Source organism: Deinococcus aquaedulcis (genome assembly GCF_019693445.1).
In the GTDB taxonomy this organism is placed as follows: Bacteria; Deinococcota; Deinococci; order Deinococcales; family Deinococcaceae; genus Deinococcus; species Deinococcus aquaedulcis.
On sequence record NZ_JAHRBL010000001.1, the window covers coordinates 236,753 to 254,661 of the forward strand.

Here is a 17,909-nt window from a genome sequence, read left to right on the forward strand (position 1 = left end):
TGCCCCGTCACTGGCGCTGGCGTGCAGACGGTCAGGGTGTCTGCCCTCCCCGCCCTGACCCCGGCCCAGGTCGCCGCTCTGCTTCCTCCAGCCTGGGCAGGTCAGCCGCTGGCGTGGCTGGGTGAGGGCACCGACCACCGGGTGTATGCGCTGGGGCAAACGCTGGTGCTGCGCTTTCCCAAATGGGCGGGTGGGGGAGAGGCCCTGCGGTCAGAGGCGGCCCTGCTGCAGACCCTGGCCCCACTGCTGTCCCTCCCGCTGCCCGAGGCCCAGGCCTGGGGCCCCCCGGCGCCCCCTTGCCCCGAAGGCTTCGCGGCGGCGCGGTTCCTGCCGGGCACGCCCGCCCTGGTTCAGCCTCTGGCCCGGCCTGCCGATGTGGGCCGGGTGCTGGGCCAGTTCCTCACTGCCTTGCACCGCGTTCCCGCAGCTGCTGTAGCCCTCCCCACCGACCACGACCCCAGCGGCCGGGACTGGCAGGACGCCGCCCTGGCGGATCTGAAGGTGGCCGAAGCGGCGGGCCTGCTCCCAGATGCGGCGCGGTGGCGGGCCGTGGTCCAGGCGCCGCCGCCCCTGGCCGTGCCCCTGGTGCCCATTCACGGGGACTTCGCGGCGGAACACGTCCTGCTGGACCGGGCGGGCCAGCCCTGCGGCGTACTGGACTGGGCCGACGCCGCGCTGGGCGACCCGGCCCGGGATTGGGCTGGCCTGATCCACTGGGCGGAGCCTGAACTGCTGAGCAGTGCGCTGGCCGCCGCGCCGCAGCCCCCCGCCCTGTTGCGCCGCGCGGCGTGGTACGCCACCTGCCGCGCGCTGGGCGACCTCGCGTATGGGGCGGCACAGGGCCAGCCCGCGTACATCCTGGCGGGACGCCGGGCGCTGGAAGGGTTGGCGGGAAGCGGGAGGCAGGACGCGGTCAACCCCACCCCACCTTCTCCGTAAGCGAGTCTCCGCCGCTTTTCACCGCCTCCCGCCCCCTGCGGCCCGCAACCTCTTCAGTGGACAAACGCCCCGCACGCGCCTTAAACTTGAACCGAGTCTAATTTTTAAGCATCCTGCAGGAGGTCGCATGAAGATTCAGAAAGCTGCCGTGATCGGTGCGGGCGTCATGGGCGCGGCGATTGCCGCTCAACTCGCCAATGCCGGTATTCCTGTTGTTCTGCTGGACATTGTTCTGCCGGACAACCCCGACCGTAACTTCCTGGCCAAGCAGGGGATTCAACGCGCCCTGAAGGCCCGCCCCGCCGCCTTCATGGACCCGGCGCGCGCGGCGCTGATCACGCCTGGGAACCTCGAAGACGACCTGAAGAAACTGAAAGACGCCGACTGGATTCTCGAGGCGATCATCGAGAAGCTGGACGCCAAGCGCGACCTGTGGGCGCGGGTGGAGGGCGTGGCCAAGAAGACGGCCATCATTTCCAGCAACTCCAGCGGCATTCCCATGCACCTGCAGATTGAAGGCCGGAGCGAGGACTTCCAGCGCCGCTTTGTGGGCGCCCACTTTTTCAACCCGCCGCGCTACCTGCACCTGCTGGAAGTGATCCCCACCCCCAAGACGGCCCCCGAGGTCGTGAAAACCTTCAGCGAGTTCGCGCAGACCACGCTGGGCAAGGGCGTGGTGCTGGCCAACGACGTGCCCGGCTTCGTGGCCAACCGCATCGGCGTGTACGGCATCGTGCGCGCCATGGGGCACATGGAAAAAACCGGTCTGACCCCCGCCGAGGTGGACGAACTGACCGGTCCTGCCCTAGGCCGCGCCAAGAGTGCAACCTTCCGCACGGCCGACCTCTCGGGCCTGGACATCATCTACCACGTGGCCAACGACCTGAATAAGGCCACGCCCGACGACGAGGACTTTACCCTGACGCCCGCCTTCCGCACCCTGGTGGAAGAGAAGAAATTCCTGGGTGACAAGACCGGCAGCGGCTTTTACAAGAAGACCAAGGACGAGAAGGGTAAGACCAAGATCTTGCACCTGAACCTGGACACCTTCGAGTACGAGGACCGGGGCAAGGTGAAGGTGGCCGCCGTGGAAGCCGTGAAGGGCCGCCCCCTGGCCGAGCGCGTGAAGGCCCTGTACACCGCCGAAGGTAAGGAAGGCGACTTCCTGCGCGGGGTGATGAACGACGGCTTCTGGTACGCCGCCAAGATGGCCGGGAACGTCAGCGGGCGCCTGCAGGACATTGACAACGCCCTGAAGTGGGGCTTTGGCTGGGAACAGGGTCCCTTCGAGACGATGGACACCCTGGGCGTGCAGACGGTGATTGCCAATCTGGAAGCCGAAGGGCGCACCCTGCCCCCGCTGCTGGCCGCCATGAAGGCCAGTGGCCGCGAAAGCTTCTACCAGGGCGACGAAACCGTGACCCCCGAAGGGCAGCCCACCCCCTACGAAGCGCCCTACTTTGTCCTGACCGACCTGAAGAAAGACGCCACGAAGGTGGTCAAGAAGCGCGCCGGGGCCAGCATCGTGGATCTGGGCGACGGGGTGCTGCTGGTGGAGTGGCACGCCAAGATGAACGCGCTGGGCGAGGACCAGCTGCGCGCCGTGCAGGACGCCCACAAGCTGGTGCAGGACATGGGCTACGCGGGCCTCGTGGTGGGCAACCAGGGCGAGAACTTCAGCGCCGGGGCCAACCTGCCGCTGATCCTGTCGCAGGCCCAGGCCGACGAGTGGGACGAACTGGACGACATGGTCAAGCAGTTCCAGCAGGTCACGACCTCGCTGCGTTTCAGCCCGCACCCCACGGTGGCGGCCCCCTTCGGCCTGACCCTGGGCGGCGGCGCCGAATTCACCCTGCACGCCGACCACGTGGTGGCCAGCGCCGAGCTGTACATGGGCCTCGTGGAAGTGGGCGTGGGTCTGATTCCCGGCGGCGGCGGCACCAAGGAAATGCTCCTGCGCTTCACCGAGATGCAGCAGCCCGGCCAGCGCGTGGGCGCCACGCTGCTGCCCGCCGTGCAGCGCGCCTTTGAACTGATCGGCACCGCCAAGGTGTCCACCAGCGCCCTGGAAGCGCGCAACCTGGGCTTCCTGCGGGACAGTGACACCGTGGCCATGAACAGGAGTCACATCCTGGAAGAAGCCAAGCGGCAGGTGCTGGCCCTGGCCCCTGGCTACGTGCAGCCGGCCCCCCGCCAGGACATCCCCGTCATGGGTGACGCGGCTATTGCGGCCATCAGGAGCGCCCTGCACGGCATGCACCAGGGCGGCTACGTCACCGACTATGACCTCGTGGTGTCCGAGCAACTGGCCCGCGTGCTCTCCGGCGGTACCGGCAACAACCGCACCGCCAAGGTCAGCGAGCAGCATCTGCTGGACCTGGAACGCGAAGCCTTCCTGACCCTGCTGGGCAAGAAAGGCACGCAGCAGCGCATTGAGCACATGCTCAAGACCGGTAAACCGCTGCGCAACTGAGCGCCGCACCTGACAGGATGACCCCATGACTCGCCTGACCGACCGACTCCGCACCGTTCGCAAGCGCCGCGCCTTCGCGTGGGCGGCGCTGGGCTACGCCGCCATCGTCTTTGCCGGGGCGCTGTTCGGGGCGGAAATTACCCTGCGCAGCAAGACCCGCTGGGTCAAGGGTGTATTCGTGCCGGTGGGGCGGCGGGGCAACGAGGTGTATCTGCCGGCTGGCGCCGAGACCCTCTCGCGCGGGGTGGTGGGCGTGGTGCCCATCCGGCCCAACCGGGGGCACGCGGTGCTGGGGGGCGGCAAACTGGCCGGCACCCTCGTGCGGCGTGCTGTGCTGCAGGAGCGCGGCGTGCTGCCCAACGGCGCGCTGGCCTGGGTGTCCACCTTCGTGTACAACGGCACGCCTGCGCAACTGGGCATCGCATTTGAGCACACGGCCGTCTCCACGCCCCTGGGGGACATGCCCGCGTGGCACATTCCCCCCACGGGTGAGCGGCCGGAGCGGTCAGACACCCTGGTGGTTGTGGTGCACGGCCACGGTGGCCAGCGGGCCCAGGCCCTGCGCATGCTGCCTGCCCTGCAACGCACGGGTACGGGATCGCTGTTCGTCACCTTCCGCAATGCTTACGGCGCCCCCCGCTCGCAGAACGGCTACCTCACCCTGGGTGATCAGGAAGCCGAGGACGTGTTGGCGGCACTGGACTGGGCCCGGGACCACGGCTACAAACGCGTGATCCTGTACGGCTTTTCCATGGGCGGCAACATTGTGCTGAGCGTGCTGCGCGACAAGCACCAGCCCTTCCCATTGCCCGTTCTGGGCGTGGCTCTCGACTGCCCGGTGCTGGACTGGCGGGCGACCATTCTGTGGCAGGGGCAGCGTTTCGGCCTGCCGAAGTTCCTGGCGCGGCACGTCGCTACCTTTACTCAGTGGGTCGTGACCCGGCGCAGTGGCCAGGACTTCGACACGGTGGATCAGCTGCGTGCCGCGCCGAAGTTCACCCTGCCCATGATCCTGTGGCACGGCACCCGTGACCGCACCATTCCCGTCTCACAGGCTGACGCGCTGGCTGCCGCCCGCCCCGACCTGATCGAGTATCACCGGGTTGAAGGCGCCAAGCACATCCGCTGCTGGAACATCGACCCGGAAAAGTACGACGGGCAATTGGAGGCGTTTATTAGTCGCGTGCTAGAGCGCCAGTTGTGAAGAGGCCGCTGGTGATCATTCAACAACTCGGCTTGTTCGACACCAAGAAGGCTCGTGAAGCGGTGAGAACAGACATGAGAGTGCCGGCGGTGAGGTTGAATCCCTCAGCAGTTGCCATCGTTCATGTAGTGTCCTCGAGCCTGGAGAGTAAAGTTCTTCAATACGACAATCTTGTTTTTGCCCAACCGCCGGAAGTCGGGCTCAAACTTCAGGATGATTTGCTCGTCGCCGCTCCTTTTTCTGCTCATCCCTTTGGCGCACCAAAGTCAGTCGAACTATCTCTTGATAAAACCGCCAGATTTGAGTGGCGGCGATTATTAAAGCTCAACATTATGAGTCATAAAGTCGTCAAAGTGGCTTTTGTCTCGGATCTGACCAACAGAGACATTTTTCTTCGTAAACCCGATCACCTTATACTTCTCGACCTCTCGTAAACTCTTGAGAATAGGAGACCTTCTCTATGCGTGACGCTGTTATTGTTTCTGCTGTTCGTACGCCCGTTGGGCGCGGCGTGAAGGGCACGCTGGCCAACACCCGCCCCGACGATCTGGCCGCCCTTGTGCTCAACGAAGCGGTGAAGCGCGCCGGTGTGGACGCCGCCGTGGTGGAAGACGTGTACCTGGGCTGCGCTATCCCCGAAGCCGAGCAGGGCCTGAACGTGGCCCGTTTGGCGGCCCTGCGCGCTGGCATGCCCGACAGCGTAGGCGGCGTGACGGTCAACCGCTTCTGCTCCAGCGGCCTGCAGACCATCGCCATGGCGGCGGCGGCCATTCAGACCGGGCAGGCGGACATCATGCTGGCGGGCGGCGTGGAATCCATGAGCATGGTGCCCATGAGCGGCCACAACCCCAGCCCCAACCTGGACCTCGTGGACAGCCGCCCCGGCGCCTACATCGGCATGGGCCTGACCGCCGAGAATGTGGCCGCCAAATACGGCATTTCCCGCGAGGATCAGGACGCCTTTGCCCTGCGCAGCCACCAGCGCGCGGCGGCGGCCCAGGACGCCGGCAAATTCGACGCCGAGATTGTGCCGGTGCCGGTGCGCGTGGACAAGCTGAAGGGCACCAAGATGAAGTCCGACACGGTCAGCTTCGACAAGGACGAGCTGATTCGCCGCGACGCCAACCTCGCAGACATGGCCAAGGTGCGCCCGGCGTTCAAGGCCACGGGCTCGGTCAGTGCGGCCAACTCCAGCCCCTTCTCCGACGGCGCCGCCGCCGTGCTGATCATGAGCGGCGAAAAGGCACAGGAACTGGGCGTGAAGCCTTTGGCAAAGTTCCTGGGCTTCGCTGTGGCCGGCGTGGAACCCGAACTGATGGGCATTGGTCCGGTCAAGGCGGTGCCCAAGGTGCTGGCCCAGACCGGTCTGACCCTGGCCGACATTGACCTGATCGAACTGAACGAGGCCTTTGCGGCCCAAAGCCTCGCCGTGGCCCGCGAACTGGGCATTGACGAGGACAAGATGAACGTGAACGGCGGCGCCATCGCCCTGGGCCACCCCCTGGGCTGCAGCGGCGCCAAGCTGACCACCACGGCCATCTACGAACTGGGGCGCCGGGGCGGCGGCAAGGCCCTGATCACCATGTGCATCGGCGGTGGCATGGGCGCGGCCGGCATTATCGAGGTCTACCCCGCCGAAGAAGGGCAGACCCAGGCCGCCGACTGAGCGGAAATTGTACGGGTGTCGGGCGCTTCTTCGGAGGCGCCCTTCCTCCTTTCAGCTGGGCGACAAACTCGTTCGCGGCGTGCATCCCAACCTCTACAATTGATTTGAGGCCAAATCATGTCGAAGCTGGGTGCATATGCAGATTTTCCGCTGCCTGAAGAATGGGCTGAGGTTCTTGAAGGCATACGGCCTGCTTCGCCGCCGTCACCTGGCCGCGCTTTGCCCTCTCTGGGGCATCTGGTTGACGCCTGCCTTGACCTGATTGACGACGAACGCAATCGCCAATTGATCTGGGGACGGTTTGGCCCAGGGCTGACCTTACAGGCTGCTGGCGACGAATTTGGTATTACCCGCGAGCGGGTGCGGCAAGTGGTCAACAAAGTGAGCCGCACCTTTGTTCGAAACCCCCAGCTGAAGCTGGTGCTGGACAGTGTCTTCATGGGCCTGGGCCGAGATGGGTGCGTACTGGTCGATGTGTCGGGTGCATGCAGTGGTCACCGCCCGGACGCCACCCCAGAGCATCTCTGGACCTTCGTGGTGAACCTTTGGGAAGAGGTGCAAAAGCGTAAAATGACCAGTCTTCCTGTGGGGCCGGACGTCTTCCTGTTCGTGCCTGAAGCGCTGCCCGACGAACGCAGAATCGTACGCCTGCTGGCCGAGCGAGCGTCCTTCATGGAGGAAGCTCAACTTGCCAGGTGGCTGGACGTGCCGCCCGGCGCACTGGCAACCATGGCGTGTGGCTGGCCCCGGGTGGTACGGGTTTGCAGCGGTCTGTACGGGCTGAGCACATGGACCTTGCCTCAGGTGATGAAAGCGGTGGCAGAGCAACTGGCCGAGGCTGGCTTTGCCGAGTGGCACTTCAGTGAAATTGGAAAGGCGACGGCCGCCTTTGACGCCCGGCTGAGCCAGACCCCGCCACGCAACTTTGCTGCGGCGCTCAGTCGGCCCGATGTGCGGGAACTCAGGTACTTTGAGCACGCCGGGCGGGACGGTTGCTGGCGTCTGGGTGCCCTGGGTGACGGCCATGCCAACAATCTCGAGGCTATTCGCGCCGTGCTCGCTGCCGCGCAGATGCCACTTCATTGGCGCGAGATTCAGCGCCGGCTGTCACGCCAGGTCTATGACGGCACCGTCATGGCCTTGCTGTCACGAGAGACGGAATTTATCAGCCTGGGTCGGGGCGTTTTCGCCCTCGAGGGATGCCGCGACGATGTAAGCCACCAGCCTATAGAAGCCTTCATGCAGGAGTTGTTTGTCCAGGGTGGTCAGGACTGGCTGCCCGCAGACGTGGTGTTGACACTGGCGCAGCAGCGTGGTTTGGATGCCGCTGAAGTGCTGTCCCTGGGCCGCTTCTCACTCCAGTTTCGCTACTGGAAATGGGGGACGGCCGAGGCCTTATTTGTGACAGTTGAGGAAGCGAACCGCCGGCTGTTCCGCCGCTGGTTTGCCCAGCGTGATCGGCGTGCCATGCCCCCGCAAGCTGTTTTGCTCGCTGGGCTTCGGCAGGCTTTTATCGCCCAGGAGCGCGAGGTGTTAAAAGAAACAGTACTGCTGGCCCAGGAACACGGCGCAGCGCTGCCGCAGGAGGCAGCGGACTGGGCCCAGTGGGCCATGAATTGAGCCAATTGGCAAGGGTTTTGGCATCGCCACCTCTGCTATGCTGAACGCCAGCAGCGCCATGCCCCAGCAGTGTCTGGGCGCAGCGGCTGGGTGGGCCCCCATAGGCCCCAGGGTGGAGACAGGTCAAGTTGGCCTGTCTCCTGCCTTGTTGGGCGGTGCCAAGGCGCGGCGCTGGCTGCAGGAGGTGGGGTATGGCAAATACAAGGAAAATGCTGGCGCTTGCGCTGTTGCTGTCCGGCTCGGCGCTGGCGGCGGGTTCAGAGGGCAGCGCGCAGCTGCTGTTCAGCCTGTTCTGGGTGGTGCTGGCGGCGACCCTGTGCGGCGCGCTGGCGGGGCGGCTGGGCATTCCGGCGGTGGTGGGGCAGGTGGGGGCAGGCCTCCTGATTGGGCCTGGGGTGCTGAATCTGGTGCAGGTGAACGATGTGCTACTCAGTCTGGCTGAACTGGGGGCGGTGTTCCTGCTGTTCATGGTAGGCCTGGAAACCCGCTTCCGCGACCTGCTGGCGGTGGGCAAGGAAGCGGTGGCCGTGGCGCTGCTGGGCATTGCCCTGCCGCTGGGCCTGGGGCTGGCGTTTGGGCTGTGGCAGAACCACGGGTTGCTCACGGCGCTGTTTATCGGCACGGCCCTGGTGGCGACCTCGGTGGGCATTACCGCCAAGGTGCTGCAGGAGCTGGGGCTGCTGGACGCCCGTTTCGCCCAGATCATCCTGGGCGCAGCCATCATTGACGACATTCTGGGCCTCACCCTGCTGGCAGTGGTGGGCAGCCTGGGCGCCGGAGAGAGCGTGGGTGCAGGCAAGGTGGCCCTGATTCTGGGTCTCAGCCTGGGGTTCGTGGCGCTGGTGCTGGCCCTGGGCCTCCCCCTGATCCGCCGCTTCGAGCCGCGTCTGCGCAGCCTGAGCCTCTCGCGCATGTTCAATGTGGCGGTCGTGGTGGGCCTGGGGGTGGCGGCCCTGAGCACCGTGGCGGGGCTGGCACCGATCATCGGGGCCTTTCTGGCGGGCATGGTGCTGGCCGAAGTCAAGGACGAGCTGGAGTTTGAAAGCAAGGTGCATGCGCTGGAAGCTTTTCTGGCCCCCATCTTCTTCGTGGTGGTGGGGCTGCAGGTGGACCTGGGCGTGCTGGGCAGCGCCGCCGTGCTGATCTCGGGCGGTGTGCTGACCCTGCTGGCGGTGGCCGGCAAGCTGCTGGGCGGCGTGCTGGGGGCGCGTGGCCTGGGCCGGGACGCGTGGCTGGTGGGCGTGGGCATGGTCCCGCGCGGCGAGGTGGGCCTGATTGTGATCAGCCTGGGGCTGGCGGCCGGCATCATTACGGGGCCGGTGTATGCCCAGGTGCTGCTGATGGTGCTGCTGACCACCGTGCTGGCCCCGCTGGCGCTGCGCGTGCTGGCGCGGCGGGTCCAGCCCACGTAAGGGGCAGGGGCTGGCGCGGCCGTTGGAGCGGTCTACCCAGGCGCGCCGAATGGGGGAGAGGGGTTGTCCGGTTGTTGGGGCAACCCCTCTCGCTTAGGACGGGCGCCGCCTGACGCCAACCTCGCCCGCCCCTGCTGGAAACGCGCTGTTCTCCTCCCCGGGTGCGCTACCCTGCGGGGATGCCGGACGCCGCCCCTGCCCCCCGTCCCCGCCTGCGCCTGCGGGTATCGCCTGCCGCCGAAAGCCACCTGCGCGCCGGGCATCCGTGGGTGTACGAGTCCAGCCTGCGTGGGCAAAACCGCGAGGGGAAGGCGGGCGAACTGGCCGTGATCTACGACCGCCGCGACCGCTTCCTGGCTATCGGCCTGTACGACCCCGGCAGTCCACTGCGCGTGCGGGTGCTGCACCAGGGCGCGCCCGTCACCCTGGACGACGGCTGGTGGGCCGCCCACCTGGACGCCGCCCTGGCCCGCCGCGCCCCGCTGTTCGGCCCGGAGACCGACGGCTACCGCGTGATCAACGGCGAATCCGACGGCTGGCCGGGGCTGGTGGTGGACCGTTACGCGCACACGCTGGTGCTCAAGCTGTACACCGCCGCGTGGTTCGCGCACCTGGACCGGGTGCTGGCGCTGCTGGAGGCCCGGTTTGCAGACTTTGCCGTGGTGCTGCGCCTCAGCCGCAACATTCAGGAGAAGGCCGCCGCCACCGGGCTGCACGACGGGCAGGTGCTGCGCGGTGACGTGGGAGAGGGCACCGTCGTGTTCCACGAAACCGGGCTGGCCTTTGAGGCGGATGTGGTGCGCGGCCAGAAAACCGGCTTCTTTCTGGATCAGCGCGAGAACCGCCGCCGGGTCGAAAAGTATGCCCGGGACCGCCGGGTGCTGAATGCCTTTTCCTTCAGCGGGGGCTTTTCGCTGTACGCCGCGCGGGGTGGGGCGCGCGAGGTGGTCAGCCTGGACATCAGCGCGCACGCCCTGGCGAGTGCGGCGCGCAACTTCGCCCTGAACCCGGGCCTGAGTGCCCCCCACGAAACGGTGCAGGCGGACGTGTTCGAGTGGCTGGCCCAGACCCGGCGCACCTTTGATCTGGTGGTTCTGGACCCGCCCTCGCTGGCACGCCGCGAACAGGAGCGGGCCGGGGCCATACGGGCGTATGGCAAGCTGGCGGCCGACGGCCTGCGCCGACTGGAGCGCGGGGGGGTGCTGCTCAGCGCCTCGTGCTCGGCCCATGTGAGCGCGGAGGAGTTCTGGAACGCGGTGCGGGACGCCGCCACCCGCAGCGGTCGCCCCTGGCGTGAGCTGCTCACGACCCAGCACGCCCCAGACCACCACGCGACCTTCCCGGAAGCGCAGTACCTCAAGGCCATTTACCTGCAACTGGATTGAGCGGGGCGCACAGCGGCGGCGGACCGGGCTGACAGCGGTTGCCCGTTCCACCCATGGGCCAAACAGCGGCCCCAACAGTAATGAAGGGACTGCTGTGTTTGACAGACACTCACTTTGTTTGCCCCAGAGGCACCCTGAGTCTCTGCTCTCAATGCTGCTGGGGTCTGCGGGGAGCCGACTTTGGAGCAGCGGGGTGTGGGGACGGGCTCTGCGTGGGCAGAGGCGTCAGTTTCATGCGTACTCCACTTTCTCTGCTTGGCGCGTTGATGCGTCTCCCAGTGTTCACGCGCTGGCCGGGCGGCCCGAATCCCTACCCGTTCACCAGTCCGGGGCAGGGGTTGGCCGAGCGGTTGCCCAGCAGTAGGGCTTCTACTTCAGCAGCGGGCACCGGGCGGCCCAGATGGTAGCCCTGGCCCGCCGGACAGCCCAAACGGGCCAGCAGGTCGCGCTGCTCGCCGGTTTCGACCCCCTCGCCCACCACATGAAACTGCAGGGCCTGCCCCAGGGTGATCAGTGTGGCAATCAGGGCGCTGGCCTTGCGCCGGGTCACGGCGGTGTCGCCGGGCTGGGGCAGGAACGAGCGGTCAATCTTCAGGTCGTCAATGGGAATGTGGCGCAGCAGGCCCAGGCTGCTCTGGCCGGTGCCAAAGTCGTCCAGCGAAATCCGCACGCCCAGCGCCCGTAGCCGCCCCAGCTGGCGGGTGGCCGCCGCCACGTCCTGCAGCACCGTGCGCTCGGTGAGCTCCAGCACCAGACAGCGGGCAGGCAGGCCCGTGGCTTCCAGGGCCTCGCGCACCGTGGAGGTGAAGTTCTGCTTGTTGAACTGCACCGGGCTGACATTCACGCTGACGGTCAGGCCGGGCTGCAGGTGCTGCCACGCGGCCACCTGCCGGCAGGCCTCGCGCAGCACCCAGGCGCCCAGCGGCACGATCAGGCTGCTTTCCTCGGCCACCGGAATGAACTTGGCAGGCGGCACGGCGCCCTGGACCGGGTGCTGCCAGCGCAGCAGCGCCTCAAAGCCGCGCAGGGTGCCCGTATCCAGGTCCACCTGCGGCTGGTAGTGCAGGGTAAAGGCCTGCTGGCCCAGGGCCTCTCGCAGGTCACGTTCCAGATCGGCGCGTTCGCTGGCTTCTTCGGCCATTGGCGCGGAAAAGGTGCGCACGTCGTTTTTGCCCTCTTGCTTGGCGCGGTACATGGCCACGTCGGCGTGTTTTTGCAGCGTGGTCACGTCGTGGCCGTCCTGCGGCGAAACCGCCACCCCAATCGAGGCCGTGACGTGCAGTTCGCGCTCCCCCACCACAAAGGGTGCGGCCAGCGCCCGCAGAATCTTGCGCGCCACCCGCTCGGCGTCGGCGGCCTGCCGCAGCCCCGGCAGCAGCAGCGTGAATTCGTCGCCCCCCATGCGCGCCACGAGGTCGCCGCGCCGCACGCAGCGGGTCAGGCGCTGGCCCACCTGCTGCAGCAGGGCGTCGCCCACATTGTGCCCCAGCGTGTCGTTGATCTGCTTGAAGCGGTCCAGGTCAATAAACAGAATGCCCAGGTGCTGTCCGCCCAGCTCGCGCAGCAGGCGCTCGGTCTCGGCCTGAAAGTACGCGCGGTTGGCCAGCCCGGTCAGGGCGTCGTGGGCGGCGCGGTAGGCCAGATGGTCCTGCGCCTGCTGCAGCGCCGTGTTCACCTCCGACAGTTCCAGGTTGCGCCGCCGCTCGGCTTCGGCCTCGCGCTTGTGCAGTTCCAGCTGCATCTGGGCGCCCAGCACCTTGGCGCGGCGCTCGTTGTCCTGCTGGTGCAGTTCGTGGTTCAGGGCGGCGGCGGCCTGGCTGTAGGCGTAGGCGTCGGCCCACAGCGCCTGCGCGGCGCAGACCTCGGCCAGAAAGCCCAGCAGGTTGCGCTCCTGCACCTTCAGGTCGTAGGCGCGCGCGGTGTCCAGCGCCGAACGCAACTCGGCATGCGCGGCGTCCAGTTCGCCCAGCAGGTGCAGGGCCCGGCCATAGCCCGACTGCAAGTTCACGAGGTGCTCGCGGTTGCCCAGAGCCTGCGCCATCGGCAGGGTCTGGCGGGCCAGTTCGGCAGCGCGCGCGGCCTCGCCCTGCGACACCAGCGCGTGCGTGACATACGCCTGCATCACGGCCTCGTTCTGGCGCAGCTTCAGGTCGTGCAGCACCGGCAGGTGTTCCGCCGCCAGCGCCACCGCCTCGGCGTGGCGGCCCAGGTAATAGAAGGTGACCACGGTGTTCACCGTGGCGATGGAATGCCCCACCCGGTGGCCCAGCGCCAGGGCGACCTCGCTGGCCTGGCGCTGGGCTTCGAGCGCGAGGTCGTACTCGCCGATATTCATGCGCAGCACGCCAATGTTGATCAGAATGCGCATCTGGTTTTCCTGGTCGCCGGTCAGCTGGGTCAGGCGCAGGGCCTCCAGGTAATGCTCCATGGCCTGCCCGAATTCGCCCTGCACCCGGGCATTGATGCCCAGGCCACTCAGGGCGCGCGCTTCAACCAGGCTCAGGCCGTGGGTGCGGGCCAGCGCCCGGGCCTGCTGGTTGGCCTGCGTGGCGTCCGCGTAGCGCGAATTGTAAAAGTACACGCTGCTGAGAATCACCAGGGCCAGCCCCTCGCCTTCCACGTTGCGCTGGGCGCGCGCCTGTTCCAGGGCGCCCAGCAAGAGCGCCTCGGCCTGGGCAGTGTCGCAGAAACTCAGGGCTTCGGCCTGCTGCAGCAGGGCCTGCAGCGAGGACGCAGCCTCGGCACCGGAAGCGGGCCGGGCCTGGGAACGACGGGGCATACCGTACGCTAGCCCACCCACCATCACAGGGCCCTGACCAGCGCCGGGGCCGCTCAGGTCTTCATCTGGGCCGGCCGGGGGCTGGGCAGGGGCGCGCGCCCAGCCCTACCGGCCGCCCATCCGCAAAAAGTCGCGCTGGTCGCAGGCGCGGCCGTTGCCGTCGGGGTCGCGCCCTGCGCTGTAGGCGGCTTCATGGCGGCGCAGGTCCTTGAGGCCCAGGGGCACCAGCACGGCGCAGCTTCCCCCCATGTTCACGGCGGCGCGCAGCATCCAGCCGAACTGCCCGCCCACCTTCACCGCACACCAGACTGGCGAGCAGCGCTGGATCTCCAGGCGCTCATTGACCGCCACCACCCGCAATGCAGCCGAGCGCGTGGTGGGCTGGGGAAAGAGGGCGGTGCCCTGGGCCGCCCAGCCGGCCGCCGCCTCCGCCTGGGTGACCAGGCAGAGGGCCACGCACAGCGCGCGCACACCGGGCCGAAGAAGGGTCATGGCGGGGTTCAGTGTACCCGGCCCCGGCGCCGCGTTCCTTCATGAAGGGTGGCGCTGAATACGGTGCCGGGACCAGCCTTCATGGGCGGGCCTTTACCCTTCTGGGGCAACTTCAGGGTCGTCGGCGGTCTGGTCCGGTAGGGCCAGGAAGGTAGCCACGATCTGCGGGTCGAACTGTTTACCGCTGGACTCGCGCAGCCACGCGCGGGCGGCGGCCGGGGTCCAGGCGGCCTTGTAGGGCCGCGCGCTGATCAGGGCGTCGTACACGTCCACCACGCTGAAAATCCGCGCCAGCAGGGGAATGGCCTCGCCGCGCAGGCCGTCGGGGTAGCCGCTGCCGTCCCAGCGTTCATGGTGAAAGCGCACAATTTCGCGCACCTCGCGCGGCACAAAGGCCTCGTCGCGTAGCATCTGGTCACCCAGCACCACATGGCGCTCAATGGCCTGCCGCTCCTCGGGGTCCAGGGGGCCGGGCTTGCGCAGCAGCTGATCGCTGACCCCCACCTTGCCCAGGTCGTGCAGGTACGCGCCCCAACGGAGCTGTTGAAGCTGGGTGTCGTTCAGGCCCAGCGCCTGCCCCAGCGCCAGCGCGGCGTGGGTCACGCGGTCGGTGTGCCCAAAGGTCTCGCCGTCGCGGCTTTCGAGCACCCGGCCCAGGGCGCGTAGCGCGGCTTCGCGGGTCTGCTCTAGGTGTTCCAGGTGGGCGCTGCGTTCCAGTGCCTGCTCAATGCGCGCCGAGACGGTTTCCAGCAGGGTCTGCAGGTCGCGCGGGATCTCGGCGGGGCGGTGCATGTTCAGCAGGAACACTACCCCCACCGTGCGCTCCGCGCGCCGCAGCGGGACGCCCAGGGCGCTGCGCACATGCCGCACGTCTGGGCGCCGCTCCGGCCAGTTCTGGTAGTCGGTCACCACCTGGGGCCGCCCGCTGCGCAGCACCAGCCCAATGAGGCCAACCGGCATATGCGGCTCATGGAGCACGTTTTCCACCTGCGCCTGTACGCCTGGATCGCCCTCAAGCACGCTCAGGCGGGCCTGACCGCGCTGGTCCACCGTGACCACGCCCGCCGCCGTGAAGCCGCTGAGTTCCAGCAGGGCGCGCAGGGCGCAGCGCACGATGGCTTCGGGCTGCGTCTGTTCTTCCAGTTCCGCCGACAGCTGGGCCAGCCGCTCGAACTGACGGGCGCTGCGCTGCGCGCCTTCCAGGGCCCGCCAGCGGGTGTAGGCCACGCCGGCCGCCTGCCCCAGCAGCAGCATGGCCTGGGCGTCGTCCAGGCCCAGGCGCTCGGGGCTCTCGGTGGTGTCGGCTGAGAGCACGCCCAGCACCTGCCCGTCCGGGTCCAGAATGGGCACCCCCAGGTACATGGCCGGGTGCCGCTGCCCGGACACATACACGGCGTCGGGCTGTGCGTCGGCGCGTTCCAGCAGCAGGACCTCGCCCGATTCCACCACCCGCCACGCCAGCCCCTGCCCGCGCGACAGGCGCCGCCCGAGGGCCTGTTCGCGGTGGCGCCCGGCCGCCGCCACCACGTCCAGCGCGTCCTCTTCAGGGCGGTAGAGCGTGATCAGCGAGGACGACGCCCGGGTGATGCTCAGCGCCAGTTCCACACACCGCTGAAAGACGTCCTGCGCCGACTGCGCCAGCAGTACCACCGCCTGGGCCTGCAGGGCGGGTTTGGGCAGCACCTCGAAACGCTGCAGGGCCCGGCTGGCCTCGCTGCGGGTCATCCCCGGTCCTCCGTCACTGCGGGCGGGCGCGGGGGCATTGGTCCCCTGTGGGTCCGGCCCATGCCCCTCAGACTACCGCGTGCCCGGCTGGCGTGCGCTCACCCGGTGGGTGGACCAGCTCTCATCCGGGCACCGGTCAATGGGGGGACACACAGGTGACTGTAGAGCGGCTGGCCTGTTCTCAACGCGGGCCGGGCCGAAGCGCACACAGGTGATAAGGCTTCCGGTTCATCAGGTATGGAGGAACGGGTGAACCCGACCGGAAAGACTCGCAGAGCGGCGCAGCAGAGAACAACAGTGACGAAGAGGCGTGGCAGCACCGAAGCGAAGGCGCTGTCACGGATGGTCCGGAAGCCGTATAAAGGTCGGCCGCTGGTCCAAACAGCAGCAAGGGCGATGGAGAGCAAGGCCTGCTCCATCGCCCCTCTGGGGGTTGGGTTTTGAATGAGTCGGCGCTCTGGCGGGGCGCCGCCCCTGCAGCCTCTTTAAGCTGAGAAAATGCTCTGGCTGGTCCTGCCCCCCGGCCTTATTCCCACTCGATGGTGGCGGGCGGCTTGCCAGTGATGTCGTAGACGACCCGGTTGATCTCGTGGACCTGGTTCACGATGCGGTTACTCATCGTCGCCAGGAAGTCGTAGGGCAGGCGGGCCCACTCGGCGGTCATGAAGTCGTCGGTGGTCACGGCGCGCAGGGCGGCTGTGTAGGAATAGGTGCGCTCGTCGCCCATCACGCCCACCGACTGAATGGGCGTGAGAATCGCCAGCGCCTGCGAGCAGCCGTCGTACAGGCCAAATTCACGCAGCCCGGAAATAAAAATGTCGTCTACCCGGCGCAGGATGTCCAGCTTTTCCTCACTGATGGCGCCCAGGCAGCGGATCGCCAGCCCGGGGCCGGGGAAGGGGTGGCGCATGCGGATGTGCTCGGGCAGGCCCAGCAGCGCGGCCAGAGCGCGCACCTCGTCCTTGAAGAGGGTGCGGAAAGGCTCGACCAGCTTGAACTGCAGGTCGTCGGGCAGGCCGCCCACATTGTGGTGACTCTTGATGTTCGCCGCACCCTCGCCACCCGCCGACTCGATCACGTCCGGGTACAGGGTGCCCTGCGCCAGGAAATCAAAGGGGCCGTGGGTGCGGGCCTCGCGCTCGAAGGCCCGGATAAACTCGCGGCCAATGATCTTGCGCTTCTGTTCGGGGTCCGAGACGCCGTCCAGGGCGGCCATGAACTCGGCGCGGGCGTCCACCGTGATCAGGTTCACGCCCAGGGGCCGCAGCGCCGCTTCCACCTGCTCGCGCTCGCCCAGGCGCAGCAGGCCGTGGTCAATAAAAACTGCCGTGAGCTTCTCGCCAATGGCCTTGGCCAGCAACAGGCCCAGCGTGCTGGAGTCCACGCCCCCGGAGATGGCCAGCAGCACGCGGCCGTCCCCCACCTGGGCGCGCACGCCGTCCACCAGCTCTTCAATGATGTGCTCGGCGTTCCAGTCGCGCGCTACGCCGCAGATCTCCAGGAAGTTGGCCAGCAGCTGCCCGCCCTTGGGGGTGTGCACCACCTCGGGGTGAAACTGCACGCCGTAGCGGCGGGTGCCACGGTTCTCAATGGCGGTCACGGGGGTGTCCTCGGTTTCGGCCACCACCTCGTAGCCCTGGGGCAGGGCCGTGACTGAATCACTGTGGCTCATCCAGGCCACAAATTCGCCCTGAATGCCTTCAAACAGCTGGCCACCGTAGCGCGTCAGGTCGGCCTTGCCGTACTCGCGTTTGCCCGCGCGCTTCACGTCGCCGCCGGCCTCGTGGGCCAGAAACTGCATGCCGTAGCACACGCCCAGCACCGGCACGTCCAGGTCCAAGACGCCGGGGGCGGGTTTGGGCGCGCCCGCGTCGTACACGCTGCTGGGCCCGCCCGAGAGCACCAGCCCCTTGGGGCTTTCCTGCAGGATGCGCTCCAGGGGCGCACTGCCGGGCAGAATGACGCTGTAGGCCCCCAGTTCGCGGAAGCGCCGGGCGATCAGGCGCGTGAATTGACTGCCGAAATCCAGAATGACGACGCTCATCGGCCCTGATTGTGTCATGTGGGGTCATGCGGCGCGTCCGGGCGAGGCAGACGGGGGAGAAGGGGAGGGGCCATGAGCTATGGGCTATGGGCCATGAGCTATGGGCTATGGGCCATGAGGGGAGAAGGGTGGACGGAGAAGCGGCGCGGGCGCAGCCCATCACTCATACG

12 protein-coding genes are annotated in these 17,909 nt (G+C 67.6%); 8 read left to right on the plus strand and 4 right to left on the minus strand.

The window, feature by feature from the left end; genetic code table 11:
• Positions 1–36 precede the first annotated feature (36 nt).
• The 8 genes from KMW22_RS01135 to KMW22_RS01170 all read left to right on the plus strand — a co-directional run bounded on the left by KMW22_RS01135 (position 37) and on the right by KMW22_RS01170 (position 10,699).
• A complete protein-coding gene (locus KMW22_RS01135; RefSeq protein WP_221088170.1) occupies positions 37–939 on the plus strand; it encodes a phosphotransferase family protein in 903 nt (300 codons plus the stop codon).
• A 127-nt stretch (positions 940–1,066) separates the two neighbouring features.
• Entirely contained in the window at positions 1,067–3,412 is a 2,346-nt protein-coding gene (locus tag KMW22_RS01140) for a 3-hydroxyacyl-CoA dehydrogenase/enoyl-CoA hydratase family protein (protein ID WP_221088171.1), read from the plus strand.
• A gap of 25 nt (positions 3,413–3,437) precedes the next feature.
• Positions 3,438–4,616 (plus strand): alpha/beta hydrolase family protein, encoded by a 1,179-nt coding sequence (locus tag KMW22_RS01145; protein ID WP_221088172.1) that lies wholly within the window; start codon positions 3,438–3,440, stop codon positions 4,614–4,616.
• 11 nt (positions 4,617–4,627) lie between these two features.
• A complete protein-coding gene (locus KMW22_RS01150; protein WP_221088173.1) occupies positions 4,628–5,050 on the plus strand; it encodes a hypothetical protein in 423 nt (140 codons plus the stop codon).
• Between the two features lie 26 nt (positions 5,051–5,076).
• Positions 5,077–6,282: a thiolase family protein gene (locus KMW22_RS01155; RefSeq protein WP_221088174.1), complete on the plus strand. Its 1,206-nt coding sequence runs from the start codon at positions 5,077–5,079 to the stop codon at positions 6,280–6,282.
• A gap of 117 nt (positions 6,283–6,399) precedes the next feature.
• Positions 6,400–7,902, plus strand: coding sequence for a sigma factor-like helix-turn-helix DNA-binding protein (locus KMW22_RS01160; RefSeq protein ID WP_221088175.1), 1,503 nt, complete (start codon positions 6,400–6,402; stop codon positions 7,900–7,902).
• Between the two features lie 191 nt (positions 7,903–8,093).
• On the plus strand, positions 8,094–9,314 hold the full coding sequence (locus KMW22_RS01165) for a cation:proton antiporter (RefSeq protein ID WP_221088176.1): 1,221 nt from the start codon (positions 8,094–8,096) through the stop codon (positions 9,312–9,314).
• A gap of 179 nt (positions 9,315–9,493) precedes the next feature.
• The gene (locus KMW22_RS01170; RefSeq protein WP_221088177.1) at positions 9,494–10,699 is read left to right on the plus strand and encodes a 23S rRNA (cytosine(2499)-C(5))-methyltransferase; all 1,206 of its coding nucleotides are present in this window, start codon (positions 9,494–9,496) and stop codon (positions 10,697–10,699) included.
• Between the two features lie 310 nt (positions 10,700–11,009).
• Here KMW22_RS01170 and KMW22_RS01175 read toward each other — a convergent pair whose 3' ends face one another.
• The 4 genes from KMW22_RS01175 to guaA form a co-directional block, all read right to left on the minus strand.
• A complete protein-coding gene (locus KMW22_RS01175) occupies positions 11,010–13,478 on the minus strand; it encodes an EAL domain-containing protein (protein WP_235692415.1) in 2,469 nt (822 codons plus the stop codon).
• 105 nt (positions 13,479–13,583) lie between these two features.
• Positions 13,584–13,970 carry an SH3 domain-containing protein gene (locus KMW22_RS01180; RefSeq protein ID WP_221088178.1) on the minus strand — a complete coding sequence of 129 codons (387 nt, stop codon included), beginning with the start codon at positions 13,968–13,970 and terminating at the stop codon, positions 13,584–13,586.
• Between the two features lie 93 nt (positions 13,971–14,063).
• Positions 14,064–15,695 (minus strand): HD domain-containing phosphohydrolase, encoded by a 1,632-nt coding sequence (locus KMW22_RS01185; RefSeq protein WP_221088179.1) that lies wholly within the window; start codon positions 15,693–15,695, stop codon positions 14,064–14,066.
• Between the two features lie 526 nt (positions 15,696–16,221).
• On the minus strand, positions 16,222–17,739 hold the full coding sequence (guaA, locus tag KMW22_RS01190; protein ID WP_221088180.1) for a glutamine-hydrolyzing GMP synthase: 1,518 nt from the start codon (positions 17,737–17,739) through the stop codon (positions 16,222–16,224).
• Between the last annotated feature and the right edge of the window lie 170 nt (positions 17,740–17,909).

What these genes read in the sequence shown, in the direction of transcription:
- KMW22_RS01140 (WP_221088171.1), top strand. Translation starts at nt 1,067, where the DNA reads ATGAAGATTCAGAAAGCTGCCGTGATCGGTGCGGGCGTCATGGGCGCG.
- KMW22_RS01145 (WP_221088172.1), top strand. Translation starts at nt 3,438, where the DNA reads ATGACTCGCCTGACCGACCGACTCCGCACCGTTCGCAAGCGCCGCGCC.
- KMW22_RS01155 (WP_221088174.1), top strand. Translation starts at nt 5,077, where the DNA reads ATGCGTGACGCTGTTATTGTTTCTGCTGTTCGTACGCCCGTTGGGCGC.
- KMW22_RS01160 (WP_221088175.1), top strand. Translation starts at nt 6,400, where the DNA reads ATGTCGAAGCTGGGTGCATATGCAGATTTTCCGCTGCCTGAAGAATGG.
- KMW22_RS01165 (WP_221088176.1), top strand. Translation starts at nt 8,094, where the DNA reads ATGGCAAATACAAGGAAAATGCTGGCGCTTGCGCTGTTGCTGTCCGGC.
- KMW22_RS01170 (WP_221088177.1), top strand. Translation starts at nt 9,494, where the DNA reads ATGCCGGACGCCGCCCCTGCCCCCCGTCCCCGCCTGCGCCTGCGGGTA.
- KMW22_RS01175 (WP_235692415.1), bottom strand. Translation starts at nt 13,478, where the DNA reads ATGCCCCGTCGTTCCCAGGCCCGGCCCGCTTCCGGTGCCGAGGCTGCG.
- KMW22_RS01180 (WP_221088178.1), bottom strand. Translation starts at nt 13,970, where the DNA reads ATGACCCTTCTTCGGCCCGGTGTGCGCGCGCTGTGCGTGGCCCTCTGC.
- KMW22_RS01185 (WP_221088179.1), bottom strand. Translation starts at nt 15,695, where the DNA reads ATGACCCGCAGCGAGGCCAGCCGGGCCCTGCAGCGTTTCGAGGTGCTG.
- guaA (WP_221088180.1), bottom strand. Translation starts at nt 17,739, where the DNA reads ATGAGCGTCGTCATTCTGGATTTCGGCAGTCAATTCACGCGCCTGATC.